Below are 15,590 nucleotides of genomic sequence, written 5' to 3'. Positions count from 1 at the left end.
TGACCCTTGACATCATTTTGAAAAAAAGTCATCATAGCCTTAGCGTATTTGATAATTTTAATGAGAGGTTTTGTTTTATGGATATTAAAAAACTAAAGAAGACTATAATTTTTATAAGTTTTATTCTTTTTGCTGCAGCTTGTTCGGATAATAAGCCGGAAAAAGAGCAAGATATAAAAACTGCCGATAACAAAAACGATAAAGAAGAAGCATCGATCAATTTACCGAATATGGAATCTATAAGTTTGACTACAGCAAAATCAAAGGGAGAAAAAATACGACTCAAAGTTGAAAGATTTGTCGATAATCGTGAACTTATATGGATTGATTTAAACGGAAATAAACAAATAGATGAAAAAGAAGATATAACTTCATTTGTTACTCCCGGTATGTCCGCTTATCGTGATTATGTTATTGATAGTGATATTATAACTATATACGGTAAAATAAATAGATTTTTTTGTGATGGAAACCGTATCACAAGCATTGATTTGGGTAATAATCCCTCATTAACAAGTCTTTCATGTTTTGACAACAATCTTACAGACTTGCAGCTTACAAATAACAGAAATCTTGTATATTTGTCTTGTTTTAAAAATCGTTTAACCGATATAGACCTTGGCCAAAATTTCGATTTGAAAAAAATTTTTTGTTATGAAAATCAAATTACGGAACTGGATGTTTCGCATATCACAGGATTAGTACATTTAGAACTGCAAAATAACAAATTAGACTCTCTCGACGTGTCCAAAAATACCTCTCTTACAACATTATATTGTCATGACAATGAGCTGACATATTTGAATACAGACAATTGCAGAGATTTAAAATTTCTCGCTTGTTCAGGTAATGCTCTTACTTCTATAGATATCAGCTCAAGTCCTCTTTTAAAGAAATTATGGTGCGGTAATAATAAGCTTGAAAATCTCGACTTGTCGAAAAATGTTAATATAAGTTTTCTTGGAGCCGGTGATAATTTATTATCCGAATTGGATATAAGCAAAAATTTAAGACTTAGAGAGTTTTATTGTTATAAAAATAATCTATCTTCTTTATCTTTAGATAGACATGAAACACTTGAAATATTATCTTGTTACGGGAATCCGCTAAATTCTTTGGATATTACTAATCTTCCTGAATTGCAAGAATGTTATTGTTCCAATACAAATATAAGTGAACTGGATGTATCAAAAAATAGTAAGTTGATAACATTGTCTTGCAATGAAAACAATATATCTCAAATAAATTGCTCCAATCTTAAAAACCTTGAGTATCTTTATTTATCCGAAAACCGGCTTACATCTTTGGATATAACGCAAAATTTAAATCTTACAGAGCTTGGCTGTAAAACGAATATGTTGACAGAATTGAATATAAGCAGCAATAGAAAATTAAAAGAATTATATTGTGAAAATAATAAATTAAAAGCTCTTAATACATCTAACAATATAAAATTAAATACTTTATATTGTCATGAAAATGAAATCGGTAATCTGGATCTTACAAAAAATCCGGAGTTGGTGTTTTTGTCTGTAAACGATAACCGGTTGCAATTTTTGAATTTACGAAATAATTCAAAGTTGCAAAAGTTATGGTGTTATAATAACTTACTTATAGGTCTTAGTTTTCTAAATAATAAAAGTATAAAATACATATCCTGCTACAATAATCTGATAAAAGAAAAAGAGATGGAAAGACTGATATTCTCTTTGCCCTCCCGTTCAAGTGATGATATGGGAAAGCTATATGTTGTTGATCGGCGTGATAATAGTACAGATAATAATATCTGTACTATTATTCAGGTTAACAATGCAAAGAAAAAAAATTGGAATGTATTAAAATCCACCGGCGATGCGTTTGATGGCCATTAAGAATTTTATAAATCTTAGCCTTCAACCTTTATATGATAAATAGTCGCTTCTTCTTTCATTCCCTTAAAAGTTATGTGCTGGCGCTGGACCTTGTTTGTAACGGCAGCTATGGATTTTTGTATTTCTTTGTCGTTAAAAAGCTCTTCTGAAATTACCACTTCATTAGGTTGCGCTGCGTTTTGAATGCGGGCAGCCATGTTGACGCTTGTGCCGAAGTAGTCCAAGCGGTTATTCAAGGTAACGACCAGAGCGGGGCCTTCATGGATACCTATTTTTACTTCAATCTTTTCAATTTCGGGATTGTTTTTATAGTGCTCGTGCAATTCTTTTTGTACCTCAATGCTTGCATCGACTGCATTTTTAGAATTCATAAAAACACCCATAATCGCATCGCCTATTGTTTTTACAGGAACACCATTAAATCTTTTTATTACGTCAAATAGAATTCTAAAGTGATCCCTGACAAGGGCAAAGGCCTTTGCATCTCCTAATTCCGAATACATAAAGGTCGAACCTTTAATATCTGTAAACAGGATTACCGTTTTCATTATTTGAAGGGACTGTTCGGCTATCAAAACATCCGACCCCATGAGTTCTCTGTAAAGGTTGTTTTGAATTAAATCGATTCCCTTTATGGAATTGGTCTTTTTCCATGTGAGGTAATTTCCGGTATTTACGTCGTTTTCTATTTTTGCAAGATAGGCTTCCTTTAATGAAGGTTCCAAGGGTATTATATTCGGATGAATGGAGAAGAAAACTTCAATATTGTCGTCTAATGTGTTGTTAAAGGCTTTTTGACAAGCAAAGCAGTAGTTTTCCGAAACAGCTTCATGTATTGAGAGCGTTTCATGGGCAACGCCTCCGCAGGTCGGGCAGTGATAAATCCAGTCTATAATAAAAAAACCGTCATATACGCCTTGAATAAAAATATTTAAGGCCGTGTCTTTATTTAGTTTTAGACTTTCTGCAAGGCCGTAGACATCAATATGAAATAACTTTTCTTCCTTAAAAGCCGATAATGAATCTGCAATTTTATCCGCAGCTTCTTGATTTTGCTCGTAGTGTAAATTTAAATTCATAATTAACTCCGATAAAAACTTTTTGCAGCAAATATCAATTTGCGAAAAAAGTTTTTTCAAGTAGTTTTGCTTTTGCAAAACTACACAAAATAATACGATGTTTTGTGCTTTGCACAAAACTCGAAGATAAACAGTGAGGCTGAATTTCTGCCGAAATGTTTATCATAACTCCAAAAATTTAACATAAAGAGAATAAAACCGTTACATGTTTAGTATAAAAAATAAAGGCTAATCTTTTTTAGAATTTTACTTCATTATAAAAGATTAGCCTTTTAATATCTTAAAATTTAAAAGCGTTCAGCGATAGCTTTTTCTATTCGCTTAACGGCTTTTTCGATTCCCAATATTTGGATTGAACCTACAAGGGGCGGGCTTATTCTGCTGCCGGTAACTGTCATTCTGACAGGCATCATAAAGTCTCCCATCTTAATACCCATAGCATCAGCTTCTGCTCTAAAGACTTCACCGCCCTGGTGGTCGTCAAGACCTTTGATTTTAGGCATTACTTCTATGGCTTTTTGAAGTACCTTTTTAGTTGTTTCGTCATCGAGCTTTTTGGGGATTATTTCTTCTGCCGGAGGAACAGCCGGTTCTTCAAATAGGAAGCGTACCATTTCGGTTATTTCGCTTAAAAGGTGAAGTCTTTCTTTTACTAAAGGCATTACTTTCATTAAAATATCTTTTTGCTCTTGAGTCGGCTTTAAATAGGTTTGATTTTCAAAGCGGCAGCCGGCACTTTTTAATTTCTCTTCGTCTATTTTTCCGAAAAGGCCTGAATTTGCAATATAGGGCCATGTAAGCTCAAAAAGCTCTTCATCGGTTTTTTCCCTCATGTACTGGCCGTTAAACCATTCCAGTTTTTTATAATCGAATACGGCCGGGGCCTTGTTCAAGTGTTTTACATCGAAGAGTTTTTCTAAGTCTGAAAGGCTGTACATATCCCTTCCATCTTCGTAAGAGCATCCGAGCATAGCTACGTAGTTGATAATAGCCTCTTTTAAATAGCCCCTATTCCTAAATTCGTTACAGCTTGTAGCTCCGTGACGCTTTGAAAGCTTTTGCCCGTCGTTTCCCATAACCATGGGCAGGTGGCAGAACTGAGGCGGTTCCCAGCCGAAGGCCTTGTACATAATCACGTGCATGGGGGTTGAAGGAAGCCATTCTTGGGCACGCATAACATGGGTTATGCCCATCAGGTGGTCATCCACTATGTTTGCTAAGTGATAGGTGGGAAACCCGTCGCTTTTCAAAAGGATTTGGTCGGGGTTTATGTCTTCATTTTTCCATTCAATGTCCCCTAAGAGGGCATCGGTAAATTTTGTGCTGCCTTCAAGCGGAACCTTTAGGCGGATAACATAGGGAACCCCTTCTTCCATTTTAGCCTTAATTTCTTCATCGGTTAAATTGCGGCAAGCCCTATCGTAGCCCGGAGGCATCTTGTTCATGGTTTGGATTTTACGGATTCTGTCGAGCCTTTCCGAATCGCAAAAGCAATAGTAGGCAAAGCCCTTATCTACAAGTTCTTGGGCATATTTGCGGTAGATTTCAAATCTTTGCGACTGAATATATGGAGCGCAGGGGCCGCCCTTTGGGCCGCCTTCATCCCATTCAAGGCCGAGCCATTCAAGGGTATCATAAAGGTTCTGTTCATATTCCTCGCTGTATCTTGTTCTATCGGTATCTTCAATACGTAAAACGAATTTTCCGCCCTTTGAGCGGGCAAAAAGATAATTGAACAAGGCTGTACGGACTCCGCCTATGTGCTGAAAGCCTGTAGGAGAGGGAGCATATCTGACTTTAACTTGCATAGTTACAAAACCTCCTAAAACTGTTATAGATAATGTCAAGTTTATTAAGGGACTCATTATACATTTTTTTAGGCTTAGGTGCAAGGCTTGAATTAAAGCTTATTTTTTTTAAGCCGATAAGAGGTATTAATGAAGACTTCTCTTATTAAATTTGCCGTTAGGTTAGTGTTTTTTTTATTTTGTGTTTCAGCCGTTTTTTCCGAATCCGGAGATATAAAGCAAAATATTCCGGCTGCTTCGATGCCCCCTAAGTGGGATCCATTGTTTCCTGCAGCCTTGTGGGTAAAAAATGCCCCAATCAACCAAGAAGCCGTCATTCATACGGTAAAAACAAAAGAAGAAATGGAAGCTTCTCTTAAATTTGACGAATCAAAACTGCAATCTGTTTTATTAAATAACGATATTTTTGCCCTATATGGAAAACCCGGGGCATACACAATGGGAATTTTAGGCCGATATACCCCCGAAGCCATTGAGCCGATTATGAATGAATTTGCTGCAACCTATGACGAAGCAAATAAGGAAAGAGGAATTATACCTGCTTTTTATTTAATTTACGGAACATGCTGGCCTGAAGGCGAGATCGGCCTTTTACGCTTATCCACCGTAAAAAAATATATAGAATTTGCTGCCGAAAGGGGCTGGTATGTATTTATTGACCACCAAATCGGGAAATATACGGTAGAACAGGCTATGAATACAATCTTACCCTTTTTGAAGTACCCAAACGTTCATCTTGCCTTGGATCCTGAGTGGCGTACAACGCAGCCGATGAAGGTTATCGGTTCCGTTACAGGTGATGAGATAAATAAGGCCCAAGAGATGATGGATAAATACATAAAGGAAAATAATATTACAGGCAGAAGGATGCTTGTAATTCATCAGTTTAATTCTATAATGATTAAAAAAAGAGCTAATGTAAGAAGCGATTATGAAAGAGTTCAGCTTATCCACTGTGCAGACGGCTTCGGCTCTCCACAATTAAAGAAGGACTCTTATGCCTATAATGCTCTGGCAAAAAACATTCCGCTTAAGTCGTTTAAGCTTTTTTCAAAACCGACTGTTGCCGGTGCAGGTTATGACCAGCCTATGATGAGCCCTGAAGAGGTCTTTAATTTAAATCCTCGTCCATATCTGATAATGTATCAATAAAAAAAGCTGTCAAAAATTAAGAAAATTAAATAAAAAAGGCTGTAAGCTCACAAAGAGATACAGCCTTTTTTGTTTTAAAGATGATATTGAAACCATGATGCCGGCTTAGCATGGTCATCCATGCCTTTATCAATAAATTATTTTAACTAAAATCCTAAAGAGTCTAAAATTTTATCTGCTGTTTGATCCAAAATACTGTCTATATATGAAGGATCTTGAAATTTTCTGGTAACTTCTTCTATTTTTTCTTTTCGGATGTCCGGGGCAGCCTTTACCGCATCCATTGCAAAATAAATTTCCGATAATTTTTGAGCCTCAGGAGACACTTGTACCGAATCGGAAATTTCTACCTTTTCCATTCTTCTGGGTTTTTGAGTGTTTTGTAAATTCTTGATCGGATCAATTCCGCCCAATTTTTCTATCATCATGTTTTCCTGCCTTCCTAACCGATTATCGGTTAATCTTAATCAAAAGTTAAGGTTTTATTTTTACAAAAGTCTATTTTCCTGTAACAAAAACCGAAAACTCCCCCTTTATCGACGGCCTTTTTTCAAAGTTTTGTAAAACTTCAACTGCCGGCCCCTTGATAATTTCTTCATGGAGTTTTGTAAGCTCCCTCCCCACAATAAGCTCACGGTTACTATCTATTTCGGCAATATCGGCCAAGAGCTTTACAATTCTATAGGGTGATTCGTATAAAACAAAACCTGCCCCGAAGTCAAAAAGCTCCTGCAGCCTCCGCTTGCGTTTTCCGGCCTTGGGCGACAAAAAACCTTCAAAAACTACTGTTTTGTCGTATGTTCCTGCTATACTCATGATAGCTCCAAAGGCTGAAGCTCCCGGAATCGGAATTATTGTGTGCCCTGCCTCCCTCGCCATCCTTACTAAAATAGAGCCCGGGTCGCTGATTGCCGGGGTTCCTGCATCGCTTGCATAGGCGATCTTTTTTCCTTCATCTAAAAGTTTTACAATTTTTTCGGAGGCTGCCGCTTCATTTACCGCCCTGCATGAAATTAGAGGCTTTGAGATTTCATAATGAGTTAAAAGGCCCAAGGTGTGCCTTGTGTCCTCACAGGCTATAAAATCGGCTTCTTTAAAAGTCTCCAAAGCTCTAAAACTGATGTCTTTTAGATTGCCTATAGGAGTGGCAACAACAAATAAAATTCCCACTTAGTCATTATATCATAGTTTTAGTATTGAATCAATAGAAAAAAAGGTGTATGATGTATTTATGACGGATTTACAGCCTTTATCATGGATGATATTAGTTTTTATAGGTCTTTTCTTAATTGTATTCGCCTATGTTCTTTTTAGCGCATCTGCAAAGCATGCAAGCGGAAAGAAGATTAGACAAACAGGAGAAAAAGGTGCTCCCGGCGTCTGCCCTGTCTGCGGTACTGTTTTAGCTCGAGGAGAACAAGTAAAGTCTGCTGTTTATCCCGGTGAAGATGACCGCTTATGTTATATCTACGGCTGTCCGCATTGTTATCCCAGCTGTGAAAATGAAGTGCATCGTCAGTGTCCTGTCTGCCATAAAACCGTTCCGAATGAAGCCCACCTTATTGCAAGGTATTTTGACCGTAGAAAGGGGAAAAAACGGGTCCACATACTGGGCTGCTCTAACTGCCGCTTTATGAGTTAAAAATGAAAAAAAACGCCTTTGCATCAAAATATTTTTTTAAAAATAAGTTATCATTTTTTTTGGTAATTATTTTAGCTGCAGCGGCTTATTTATTTAATGTCGGTACGGCTTTTCTATTAAAACTTATTGCCGATTCGGTTCTCAACTACGAACTGAATAAAATGATTTTTCTTGCAGTCTGCACTGCGGTTTATATTTTTGCGGCCGTTTTATCTGATTTTTTAGCTCATTATTCTCGTGTTAAATTTTGTAAAAATATTTCCTACCTGCTAAAAAATGACATTATTTTAAGTCTTTTAAATAAAAGCGTTCTTCATAAAGAAAAAAAATCTTATTCCGATTATCAATCATTATTATTAAACGATGTTTTAAGTTTGGAGCAAAACTATTTTGATGCTCTTTTATCCTGTCTATATCAGGTTCTTAATTTGGTTTTTTCGTTCTTGTCGGTTTTATACATTCAGCCGATTTTTTTACCCGTAATTTTGCTCATCTGTGTTTTTCCTGTTTTGTTTCCTAAGCTGACACAAAATAAACTTGAAGGCTTACAAAAAAATAAATCGGACGCCCGTTCGTTTTTTATAAAAAAATTAAGCGATGTATTGAACGGTTTTAGAACAATTAAAATGTATGGAGCGGAAGAAGCCGGAACAAAATATTCCGGGAATGCAAATTATGATTATACCCAAGCCGAAATAAAACTTGCAAAGCGTGAAAATCTTATTATGTCATCAGCATTCGGGGCAGGGCTTTTAATTATTCTTTTAACATGGGTTTCCGGAGCCTTTTTTATAAGGGCCGGGCTGTTGACCTTTTCCGGTTTGATAGCCCTTACCAAAATTGCCGAATCGATAGCGGGACCTTTTCAAATTATAGGCGAAAGATATGCCGGTATAATGTCTTCTAAAGCCATCGAAAAAACTATAAATTCGGTTCTGCAAGAAAAAGAGGAACTTCATAGGTTAAAAGATTTTAAAGAAGTACAAATTAAGGATTGTGTAATTGTTAAAGAAGATAAAGAATGTTTGAACGTGGAAAATTTAGCCTTACGGATAGGAGATAGAATTCTTGTAACAGGGCTAAGCGGTTCCGGCAAAAGTACCTTACTTAATGTTTTGGCAGGATTTGAAAAAAATACGGGTAAACTTTATATAGACGGAGTTTTACAAGAAACGGATATTAACCTTTCAAGTTATGTTTTTATGCTGGAGCAAAAAACTCATATTTTTGATGCAGGATTAATAGAGAATATTACATTGTTTGATAAGTCAAAAAATACTGCTGCCGAAGATGCAATAAAAAAACTTAATATAGCCTATTTAAGCACAAAGCTTGAAAATCAAAAGAAATTTTCAGGCGGAGAAGAACGCCGTATTGATTTTGCAAGGTTGCTTATAAGAAATTTAAGTGAAAAAATAGTTTTACTTGATGAACCTTTTTCGGGACTGGATGCAGAAAATACCGAGAATATGATAAAAATAATAAACGGTTTAAATCCTAAAATCTTAATTGTAACAACACACGAAGCAGAAAAATTAGGCGGCTTAAACTATAACCGCCTTTTAAAAATCGAGAATACCGAAATAAAACCATTGAAATTTTTAGCAAATAAAATATAATTAAAGATAGAATTGGAGTATCCATAATGAAGCAAATAAAGAAAAAAGTATTAGCCCTTATAAAAGTTTTTATTATGACAGCCATATGTATGCTGCCGTTGTTATTTGTAAGTCCTCTCATAGCAGAAGAAACTTATGAAGCACAGGTACTGCGCCGGGAGGCCGAAAAAGGACATGCCGGGGCTCAGTACGACCTTGGCTTCATGTATAAGGAAGGCCGGGGTGTAGAGCAAAGTTATGAACAAGCTGTCTATTGGTATAATAAAGCTGCTGAACAGGGATTTGCCGAGGCACAGAATAATCTCGGCTTTATGCATAAGGAAGGTCTGGGTGTAGAGCAGAGTTATGAACAAGCCGTTTACTGGTATGGAAAGGCTGCAGAACAGAAACTTGCTGAGGCACAGTTTAATCTTGGAAATATGTACTTTGACGGCTTAGGTCTTGCAAAAAACGCCGAAAAAGCCGCAGAATGGTACCTAAAAGCAGCGGACCAAGGGCTGGCAAAGGCAGCGAATAAACTCGGCTGGATGCACCACAAGGGTGTCGGGGTTCGGCAAAATGATGAGAAAGCAGTCTACTGGCACCGCAAAGCAGCGGAACAGGGAGATGCCGAAGGACAGTTTAATCTTGGCTGGCTTTATTATGAGGGAATAGGGGTAAAAAAAGATTATAAGAAAGCTGCCGAATGGTTTGGTAAAGCAGCGGAGCAGGGACTGGCTGAGGCTCAAGCAAGACTTAAGGAATTAGAAGATCTGATAAAGAAAAACCGCAATCCCCTGCTGATTATCGATAAAGACGGTACTCTTACCGGAGTTACCGATAAAACAAAGCTAAAAGGAAAACTCGTTCTGCCTGCCACAGTTAAAAAGGTAAGCGCAAATGCTTTTCGAGAATGTACCGGTTTAACTGAAGTCTGCTTCCCTGGAAGTCTTACGGAAATTGGTGACTGGGCTTTTTCCGGCTGTACCGGCTTAACTGAAGTCTGCTTCCCTGAAAGCCTTACCAAAATCGGCGGCTGGGCTTTTCTGTTCTGTAAGGGTTTAACTGAAGTTCACTTCCCTAAAAGTCTTATCAGCATAGGTGGGTTTGCTTTTAACGGCTGCAGTAACTTACGTAAGCTGACAGTCGACCCTGCAAATTCGGTTTATTCGAGCAAGGATAATATCATATACACAAAAGATATGAAAAAACTTATTTTTACAGCAGGAGGGGTTACAAGAGTTTTGGTACCTGATACGATTACGGAAATCTATCAGAATGCTTTTATAGGCTGTAAAAATTTACATACACTGACAGTTGACCCTGCAAATCCTGCTTATTTTAGCAAAGATAATGTTATATACACAAAGGACATGAAAAAACTTATATGTGCAGCCGAAAGTATCACGCAAGTTTCTATACCTGATACAGTTACCGAAATCGCTGAATGGGCTTTTTACGATTGTACCGGTTTAACGAAAGTCAGATTACCGGTAAGTATTACACAGATCAGAAATTGTGCTTTTAACAGATGTGAGGGTTTAACAACGATAGACTTATCTGCATGTAAAAATCTTACCCAAATCAGTGCATGGGCTTTTTTCTACTGCATAAACTTAACAAAGATAGACTTATCTTTATGTACAAGTCTTACCGAAATCGGTGAAGGGGCTTTTTTGTATTGTAACGTATTAAATGAAGTAAGGCTTCCCTCAAGTCTTACCTCTATCGGACCTCAGGCCTTTAAAGATGTGTCACCTAATGTAAGGTTTAAGATACCGAACGAAAAGGTAGAAAAACTGCTCAAAGACAGTGCTGATGCCAGCTAATTTTCAGGCATAGAAGAAAACCATATTGATTTTGCAAGATTGCTTATAAGAAATTTAAAACTGAGGCACAACCTCTCCGGCTGTTTCTCCCCGATGGTTTTTAATGCTTTTATCGGCAATGTTGTCGAAATATTCGTAATCAGACTCAGCGATTACTCCGAGTTTTTTTAACAAGTGAACCAAAACGATATCTCTTGTCTTTGAAATTCCGTCATAGACTTTGATTGCTATTCCGTATTTTTTATCGGGTAAAAGGCCGCCGAAGTATCCGTTTGCTCCGGATTTTACGACGAGTTTGCCCGGGTATTTTTTGACCAGGAGGTGGTCGATTCTATCCGTGCCGGAAGTGTATTCGGAACAGGCTGTTATGGACTCTATGATGTCTTTTGCATGGCTAGACAAATTTTGAGGAAGGTTTTCGTAGTCGGCCATTCTTGCCATTCCGAATGCAAAATTGTAAAGGGGCAGGGAGTGGACGGGAACACCGCAGCCGTCAACCGAGATGTTATCACCCGGAATTTTGCAATCACAGATTAGTTCTATCATTTCCCTTATTTTTTGTTGAACGGGGTGATGCGGCTTGTAATAATCCTCAGTGGAAGCCTTCATCAATACGGCAGCCGTCAGCATACCGGAATGCTTACCGCTGCAATTATTGTGTATATCGCGGGGTTTTTCGTTATTTATCTTCATCTGCAACTCTACTTCACGTTTAAAAGGGTAGTGAGGGCCGCACTTTAAGGCTCTTTCATCAAGACCGATCTTGTTTAGTATTCCGGTTACGGTTTTAATATGAAAATCCTCGCCCGAATGCGAGGCGCAGATTTGAGCTATTTCTTCGCGGCTTAAATTGAATTTTTCCTTAGCCCCAAGCGAAAGAGGTACCATCGCCTGAAAAAGTTTTGCACTTGAACGCGGAAAAGACACTTCCTTGGTATCTCCTGCCGAGAACACAATGTTTCCGTTCTTATCGACTACGGCTATTGAACCGAATGTGTAAAGGTCTTCAATTTTGCCCCTGTAAGATTTTAAAAGTATTTCCATCTTTTTATCCTTAAATTATCAAGATCTATGTCTAAGTTGCATTTGCCAAAATAGTTTTTTAGGTCTTGAATTTGATACTTTTTTATTAAGTTATCAAGAGCAACTTCAATAAGCTCTGTTTTGGTTTTTATTTTTGTCAATGCGAATGCTTTTTGAATTTTTGAATCATTTAATACAATAGTTGTTCTCATCTTATCCTCCATGCATAATTTTACTATAGTTTATACATATAGTCAATAATGGTTATTATGCATAAAAATTTCTATTTAAAAAATAAGAATTTAATCCGATAATTAGTATATGCAAAAAAGTAAGTTTTTATTGATTGTTATTGTTTTTTTTTCTGTTTTTCTTGAAGCTGAAGACTTAAGCATTTCAAGGGAAGATTTGCTTGTTATACAAAACCCCAAGGGCGGTTATCATTTATACATAAGAGCTAAGGCCGATATAAAAAGTGTACTTTTAACCGAGACAACAAAGGATCCCGATTTAAAGTTGGATAATTATGCCTACCGTGATCCCAATTATAATGAAATAAACGGAGACGAAAAACGCCTTTTAAACGGCGAGTTTTTACTGCCCGAAAAAAAGCTTTACAGCCTTATAGATTCGACTCCCGAAATAAATACCCCTCTGGGTGAAGCCTATCATATTTGGATTCCCTATGTAGTTTTTTACGGATATGATTGGTCTCGCAGCGGTGAGGTCGAAGTAAAGGATGGAACCTTTTTTAATATCCGAACCTTTTCAAAACCTTATGGGGATTATACGGGAACTTTTCAGGATAACCCCTTTACTTTGAGAGTAACTCAAAAGCCCGTCAAAGAAGATCCTCCCCCCGATCTTGCCTACAGCGATGAGGCTGTAAAAACCTTTACCGACCTGGCCGACAGTACTGAAGGAGAGATGATTTATGCAAAGGGCCCTGAGGATATTCTCCCAATTATAAAAGAAATTTTAAAAAAGGGAGATAAAGATCATCTTGATTTACTCTTTGCGTTAGACTCCACTGAAAGCATGATGGATGATATTGCAGAGGTGCGTAAAAACATAAGCTCAATGCTTGGCGACATTCTTCCTCAATATAAAACTTATAGAATTGCTTTGATTTTGTACAAGGATTATCATGAAGATTTTTTGGTGAGAGAGGCTTGCGTTTTTACGGATAACTTAAAAAAGTTTGAAAAAGCCCTTTACGGTTTTAAAGTTTTCGGCGGAAGAGATATTCCCGAAGCTGTCTATGAGGGCATCTTCTTGGGACTTCGTCAGTCATGGCGTGCTTTGGATGCCGATGTGGATAAAAAGTTAATTTTGATAGGCGATGCCCCTCCTCATCCCAGACCCCGCGGAAAGGTAACAAAAGAAAATGTAGATAAACTCGCCGCCGATAAGGGCGTAAAAATTTACCCGATAATACTGCCTCATAGTTTATCGTATTAGAGGTTTTTTAGGCAATTAGTTAAGCCTTCTCCTACTTTTATTTTTTCCCCTTATGTGATAAAATATTACCTCGCTAAAAAATTTTCGGTAAGAGGAGGAAAAGATGAATCCCAAAGATGTTGTCGAGTGGCGGGAAAGCCTTGTAAAATTGCCCGACCATAATTTTTTTGATTTAATGCAGCTTTATTTGGGAAAAATCAAAACTCCCTTTAATAAGCAAAGGCTTGCGGAACAGCTGAGTGCTTTTTTACGAAAACCCGCTATACAAGAAAAAATTGCAGAAAGTCTCGATTCTCACGATATATTGATTTTAAAAGCCGTAAAAGAAATTCCCAATCCTACGCAGGCTATGCTCTCTTTGTTTTTTTCAAAAAAAATATCCTACGCCGAGTTATCCGAAAAACTTTTAAATTCGGAAGAACGTCTGCTATTGTACCGTGTTCAAAACAGCGATGGCGATAAGGTTTATAAGATTAACCCTCTTTTACAAAAAACTATAGAACCTTTTTTATTAAATAATCTTTTTTTTATGCCCGAAAAATCGGGGCAGGTAAAAGCTAAAGAAATAAATATAAACGATGCGGCCCTTGCCGGGCTTTATTCCTTTTGTATTCATAACGAAACCGTTTTAAAAAATGACGGTTCTTTTAAAAAAAGATATGAAGATTTAATCAAAGAAATTTTTCCGTGGCTTTCGGAAAAGACAAAACGTATTTACTCCATTTTTTCGGCATGTGAATCCCTAGGGCTTATTTTTAGAACGGAAAACGGCTTTACAGTTCAAAGGGCAAAATGGGAAGCTTTTTCTCAGATAAGCAAACCTGAGCGGTTGATATATTTTACTGCTGCTTCTTTATTTAAAACGAGAAAAGAAAATTTACAAAAACTTGTTTTAATTCTTTTTGAATTTTTAAATGGGTTTTATGATAGGGCCTATTATGAGGAAGATGACGTAGAACAATTTTTTCTTCTTTTGTGTATGCAAAATTTTTCTTCATCCTTTATTAAAAATGAAATTGACATCCTTCATTTAAATTTTATAGAGATTGCTGAAACCTTCGGTCTTTTATGCAGGGATAAGCATTTGATTTATTTGAATCCTGAGCTTTTAAAAAATGTAACTGAACCTAAAAAGCCTCTTTTAATAGATCCATCTTTTGAGGTTACCGTTTTACCTGACAGCAATTTAAAAAGCCTTTTAGATACAGCGGAGTGTATGGAGCCGGTCTTAATTCAAATGACGGGAAAATTCGAAATTACAAAAAAAGCATGTTCGAAGATTTTTCAGTTAGGATTTACTTCCGAGAATGTGTATAAAATTTTATCGGAGGCAACAGGGCATGAGATTCCTCAAAATATAAGAGTTTCAATAAACGAGTGGTATAAGAATTTTACTTCACTGGAATTATACAGCGGTTTTGTAGTTTCTGTTGCTAAGGAAAAAGAAAAATTTTTTGAGCTCGATACTCCTTTAAAAAAGCTTGTCCATAAAAAAATAGCAGAGGGGGTCTATCTTTTAAATGTTCAAGATTTAAAAGATTTTGAACAAGCCGTTTACAAAAGCGGTTTGGAATTTATCTTTTATAAAAATAGACCTCTCCAATCTCCTTCTGTAAGAAATTTTCAAAGGCTTAATTTATTTTCTCAAAAAGAAAAAAAGGATTACACAAAAAAACTTGATTGGGTAAAACATCAAAAAGAAAGGGAAGATAAATATTCAAAGACCTTATCGCAATTAAGTGCAATACTAAAAGATTTACAGTTAGCAAAGGAAGATACCAAAATTGTAAGCGGCAGGATAAACCGTAAAGCTATAATTACGGAGGAGCAGCTTAAAGACGGAGTTTTTAAGTTTACAAAAAAGGAAGCATCCGGGCTTGATTTTTTGGGAAAACAAAAAATAGCGGAGCAGGCAATCCTAGGTAAACACATCCTTGAAATAGAGTTGAACACAGAAAAGGGTCCGGAAAAAATAAGCGGAGTTCCCGAGGAAATTTTAAAAGAAGAAAAAGATGCAGTTCTTACCATTGTGTGTGATAATCCTAAAGATAGGTTGAAAATTTCTATTGCTCATATTTCAAAAATAAAACTGATTCACAATTCTATTTTTTCGGAATGACCGTACTG

The 15,590-nt window shown here is 36.7% G+C and carries 13 protein-coding genes; 7 read left to right on the top strand and 6 right to left on the bottom strand.

The window, feature by feature from the left end; all coding sequences use genetic code 11:
- Positions 1-77 precede the first annotated feature (77 nt).
- Positions 78-1,871 carry a leucine-rich repeat domain-containing protein gene (locus E4O04_RS01170; RefSeq protein WP_253709163.1) on the top strand — a complete coding sequence of 598 codons (1,794 nt, stop codon included), beginning with the start codon at positions 78-80 and terminating at the stop codon, positions 1,869-1,871.
- A gap of 14 nt (positions 1,872-1,885) precedes the next feature.
- Here E4O04_RS01170 and E4O04_RS01165 read toward each other — a convergent pair whose 3' ends face one another.
- On the bottom strand, positions 1,886-2,950 hold the full coding sequence (locus tag E4O04_RS01165) for an adenylate/guanylate cyclase domain-containing protein (protein ID WP_253709161.1): 1,065 nt from the start codon (positions 2,948-2,950) through the stop codon (positions 1,886-1,888).
- 287 nt (positions 2,951-3,237) lie between these two features.
- Positions 3,238-4,758, bottom strand: a complete 1,521-nt coding sequence (gene gltX / locus E4O04_RS01160) for a glutamate--tRNA ligase (RefSeq protein WP_253709159.1) — start codon at positions 4,756-4,758, stop codon at positions 3,238-3,240.
- 129 nt (positions 4,759-4,887) lie between these two features.
- Between gltX and E4O04_RS01155 the strand changes: the two genes are divergently transcribed.
- A complete protein-coding gene (locus tag E4O04_RS01155; RefSeq protein WP_253686220.1) occupies positions 4,888-5,910 on the top strand; it encodes a hypothetical protein in 1,023 nt (340 codons plus the stop codon).
- A gap of 146 nt (positions 5,911-6,056) precedes the next feature.
- Here the strand turns inward: E4O04_RS01155 and E4O04_RS01150 are convergent, their stop codons facing one another.
- Together E4O04_RS01150 and rsmI are read right to left on the bottom strand one after the other, a co-directional pair.
- Positions 6,057-6,335 (bottom strand): flagellar biosynthesis anti-sigma factor FlgM, encoded by a 279-nt coding sequence (locus E4O04_RS01150; protein ID WP_371921980.1) that lies wholly within the window; start codon positions 6,333-6,335, stop codon positions 6,057-6,059.
- Between the two features lie 73 nt (positions 6,336-6,408).
- On the bottom strand, positions 6,409-7,080 hold the full coding sequence (gene rsmI, locus E4O04_RS01145; RefSeq protein WP_253686224.1) for a 16S rRNA (cytidine(1402)-2'-O)-methyltransferase: 672 nt from the start codon (positions 7,078-7,080) through the stop codon (positions 6,409-6,411).
- 61 nt (positions 7,081-7,141) lie between these two features.
- Here rsmI and E4O04_RS01140 point away from each other — a divergent pair, with 61 nt between their 5' ends.
- The 3 genes from E4O04_RS01140 to E4O04_RS01130 are packed head-to-tail and all read left to right on the top strand — an operon-like array spanning position 7,142 to position 10,979.
- The gene (locus E4O04_RS01140) at positions 7,142-7,552 is read left to right on the top strand and encodes a hypothetical protein (RefSeq protein WP_253686226.1); all 411 of its coding nucleotides are present in this window, start codon (positions 7,142-7,144) and stop codon (positions 7,550-7,552) included.
- A gap of 2 nt (positions 7,553-7,554) precedes the next feature.
- A complete protein-coding gene (locus E4O04_RS01135; protein ID WP_253709156.1) occupies positions 7,555-9,171 on the top strand; it encodes an ATP-binding cassette domain-containing protein in 1,617 nt (538 codons plus the stop codon).
- A gap of 26 nt (positions 9,172-9,197) precedes the next feature.
- Positions 9,198-10,979, top strand: coding sequence for a leucine-rich repeat protein (locus E4O04_RS01130; protein WP_253709153.1), 1,782 nt, complete (start codon positions 9,198-9,200; stop codon positions 10,977-10,979).
- A gap of 54 nt (positions 10,980-11,033) precedes the next feature.
- Here the strand turns inward: E4O04_RS01130 and E4O04_RS01125 are convergent, their stop codons facing one another.
- Both E4O04_RS01125 and E4O04_RS01120 read right to left on the bottom strand, forming a co-directional pair.
- The gene (locus E4O04_RS01125; RefSeq protein ID WP_253686232.1) at positions 11,034-12,023 is read right to left on the bottom strand and encodes an asparaginase; all 990 of its coding nucleotides are present in this window, start codon (positions 12,021-12,023) and stop codon (positions 11,034-11,036) included.
- Positions 12,008-12,214, bottom strand: a complete 207-nt coding sequence (locus E4O04_RS01120) for a type II toxin-antitoxin system VapB family antitoxin (protein WP_253686234.1) — start codon at positions 12,212-12,214, stop codon at positions 12,008-12,010. Before E4O04_RS01120 ends, E4O04_RS01125 begins: the two co-directional genes overlap by 16 nt.
- A 109-nt stretch (positions 12,215-12,323) precedes the next feature.
- Here E4O04_RS01120 and E4O04_RS01115 point away from each other — a divergent pair, with 109 nt between their 5' ends.
- On the top strand, positions 12,324-13,463 hold the full coding sequence (locus E4O04_RS01115) for a vWA domain-containing protein (protein ID WP_253686236.1): 1,140 nt from the start codon (positions 12,324-12,326) through the stop codon (positions 13,461-13,463).
- Positions 13,464-13,566: 103 nt separating this feature from the next.
- Complete coding sequence (locus tag E4O04_RS01110) at positions 13,567-15,582, top strand: helicase (protein WP_253686238.1); 2,016 nt, start codon at positions 13,567-13,569, stop codon at positions 15,580-15,582.
- Positions 15,583-15,590: the final 8 nt, after the last annotated feature.

The organism is Treponema sp. OMZ 799, assembly GCF_024181365.1.
In the GTDB taxonomy this organism is placed as follows: Bacteria; Spirochaetota; Spirochaetia; order Treponematales; family Treponemataceae; genus Treponema_B.
This window is presented reverse-complemented; position numbering and strand designations above follow the sequence as displayed.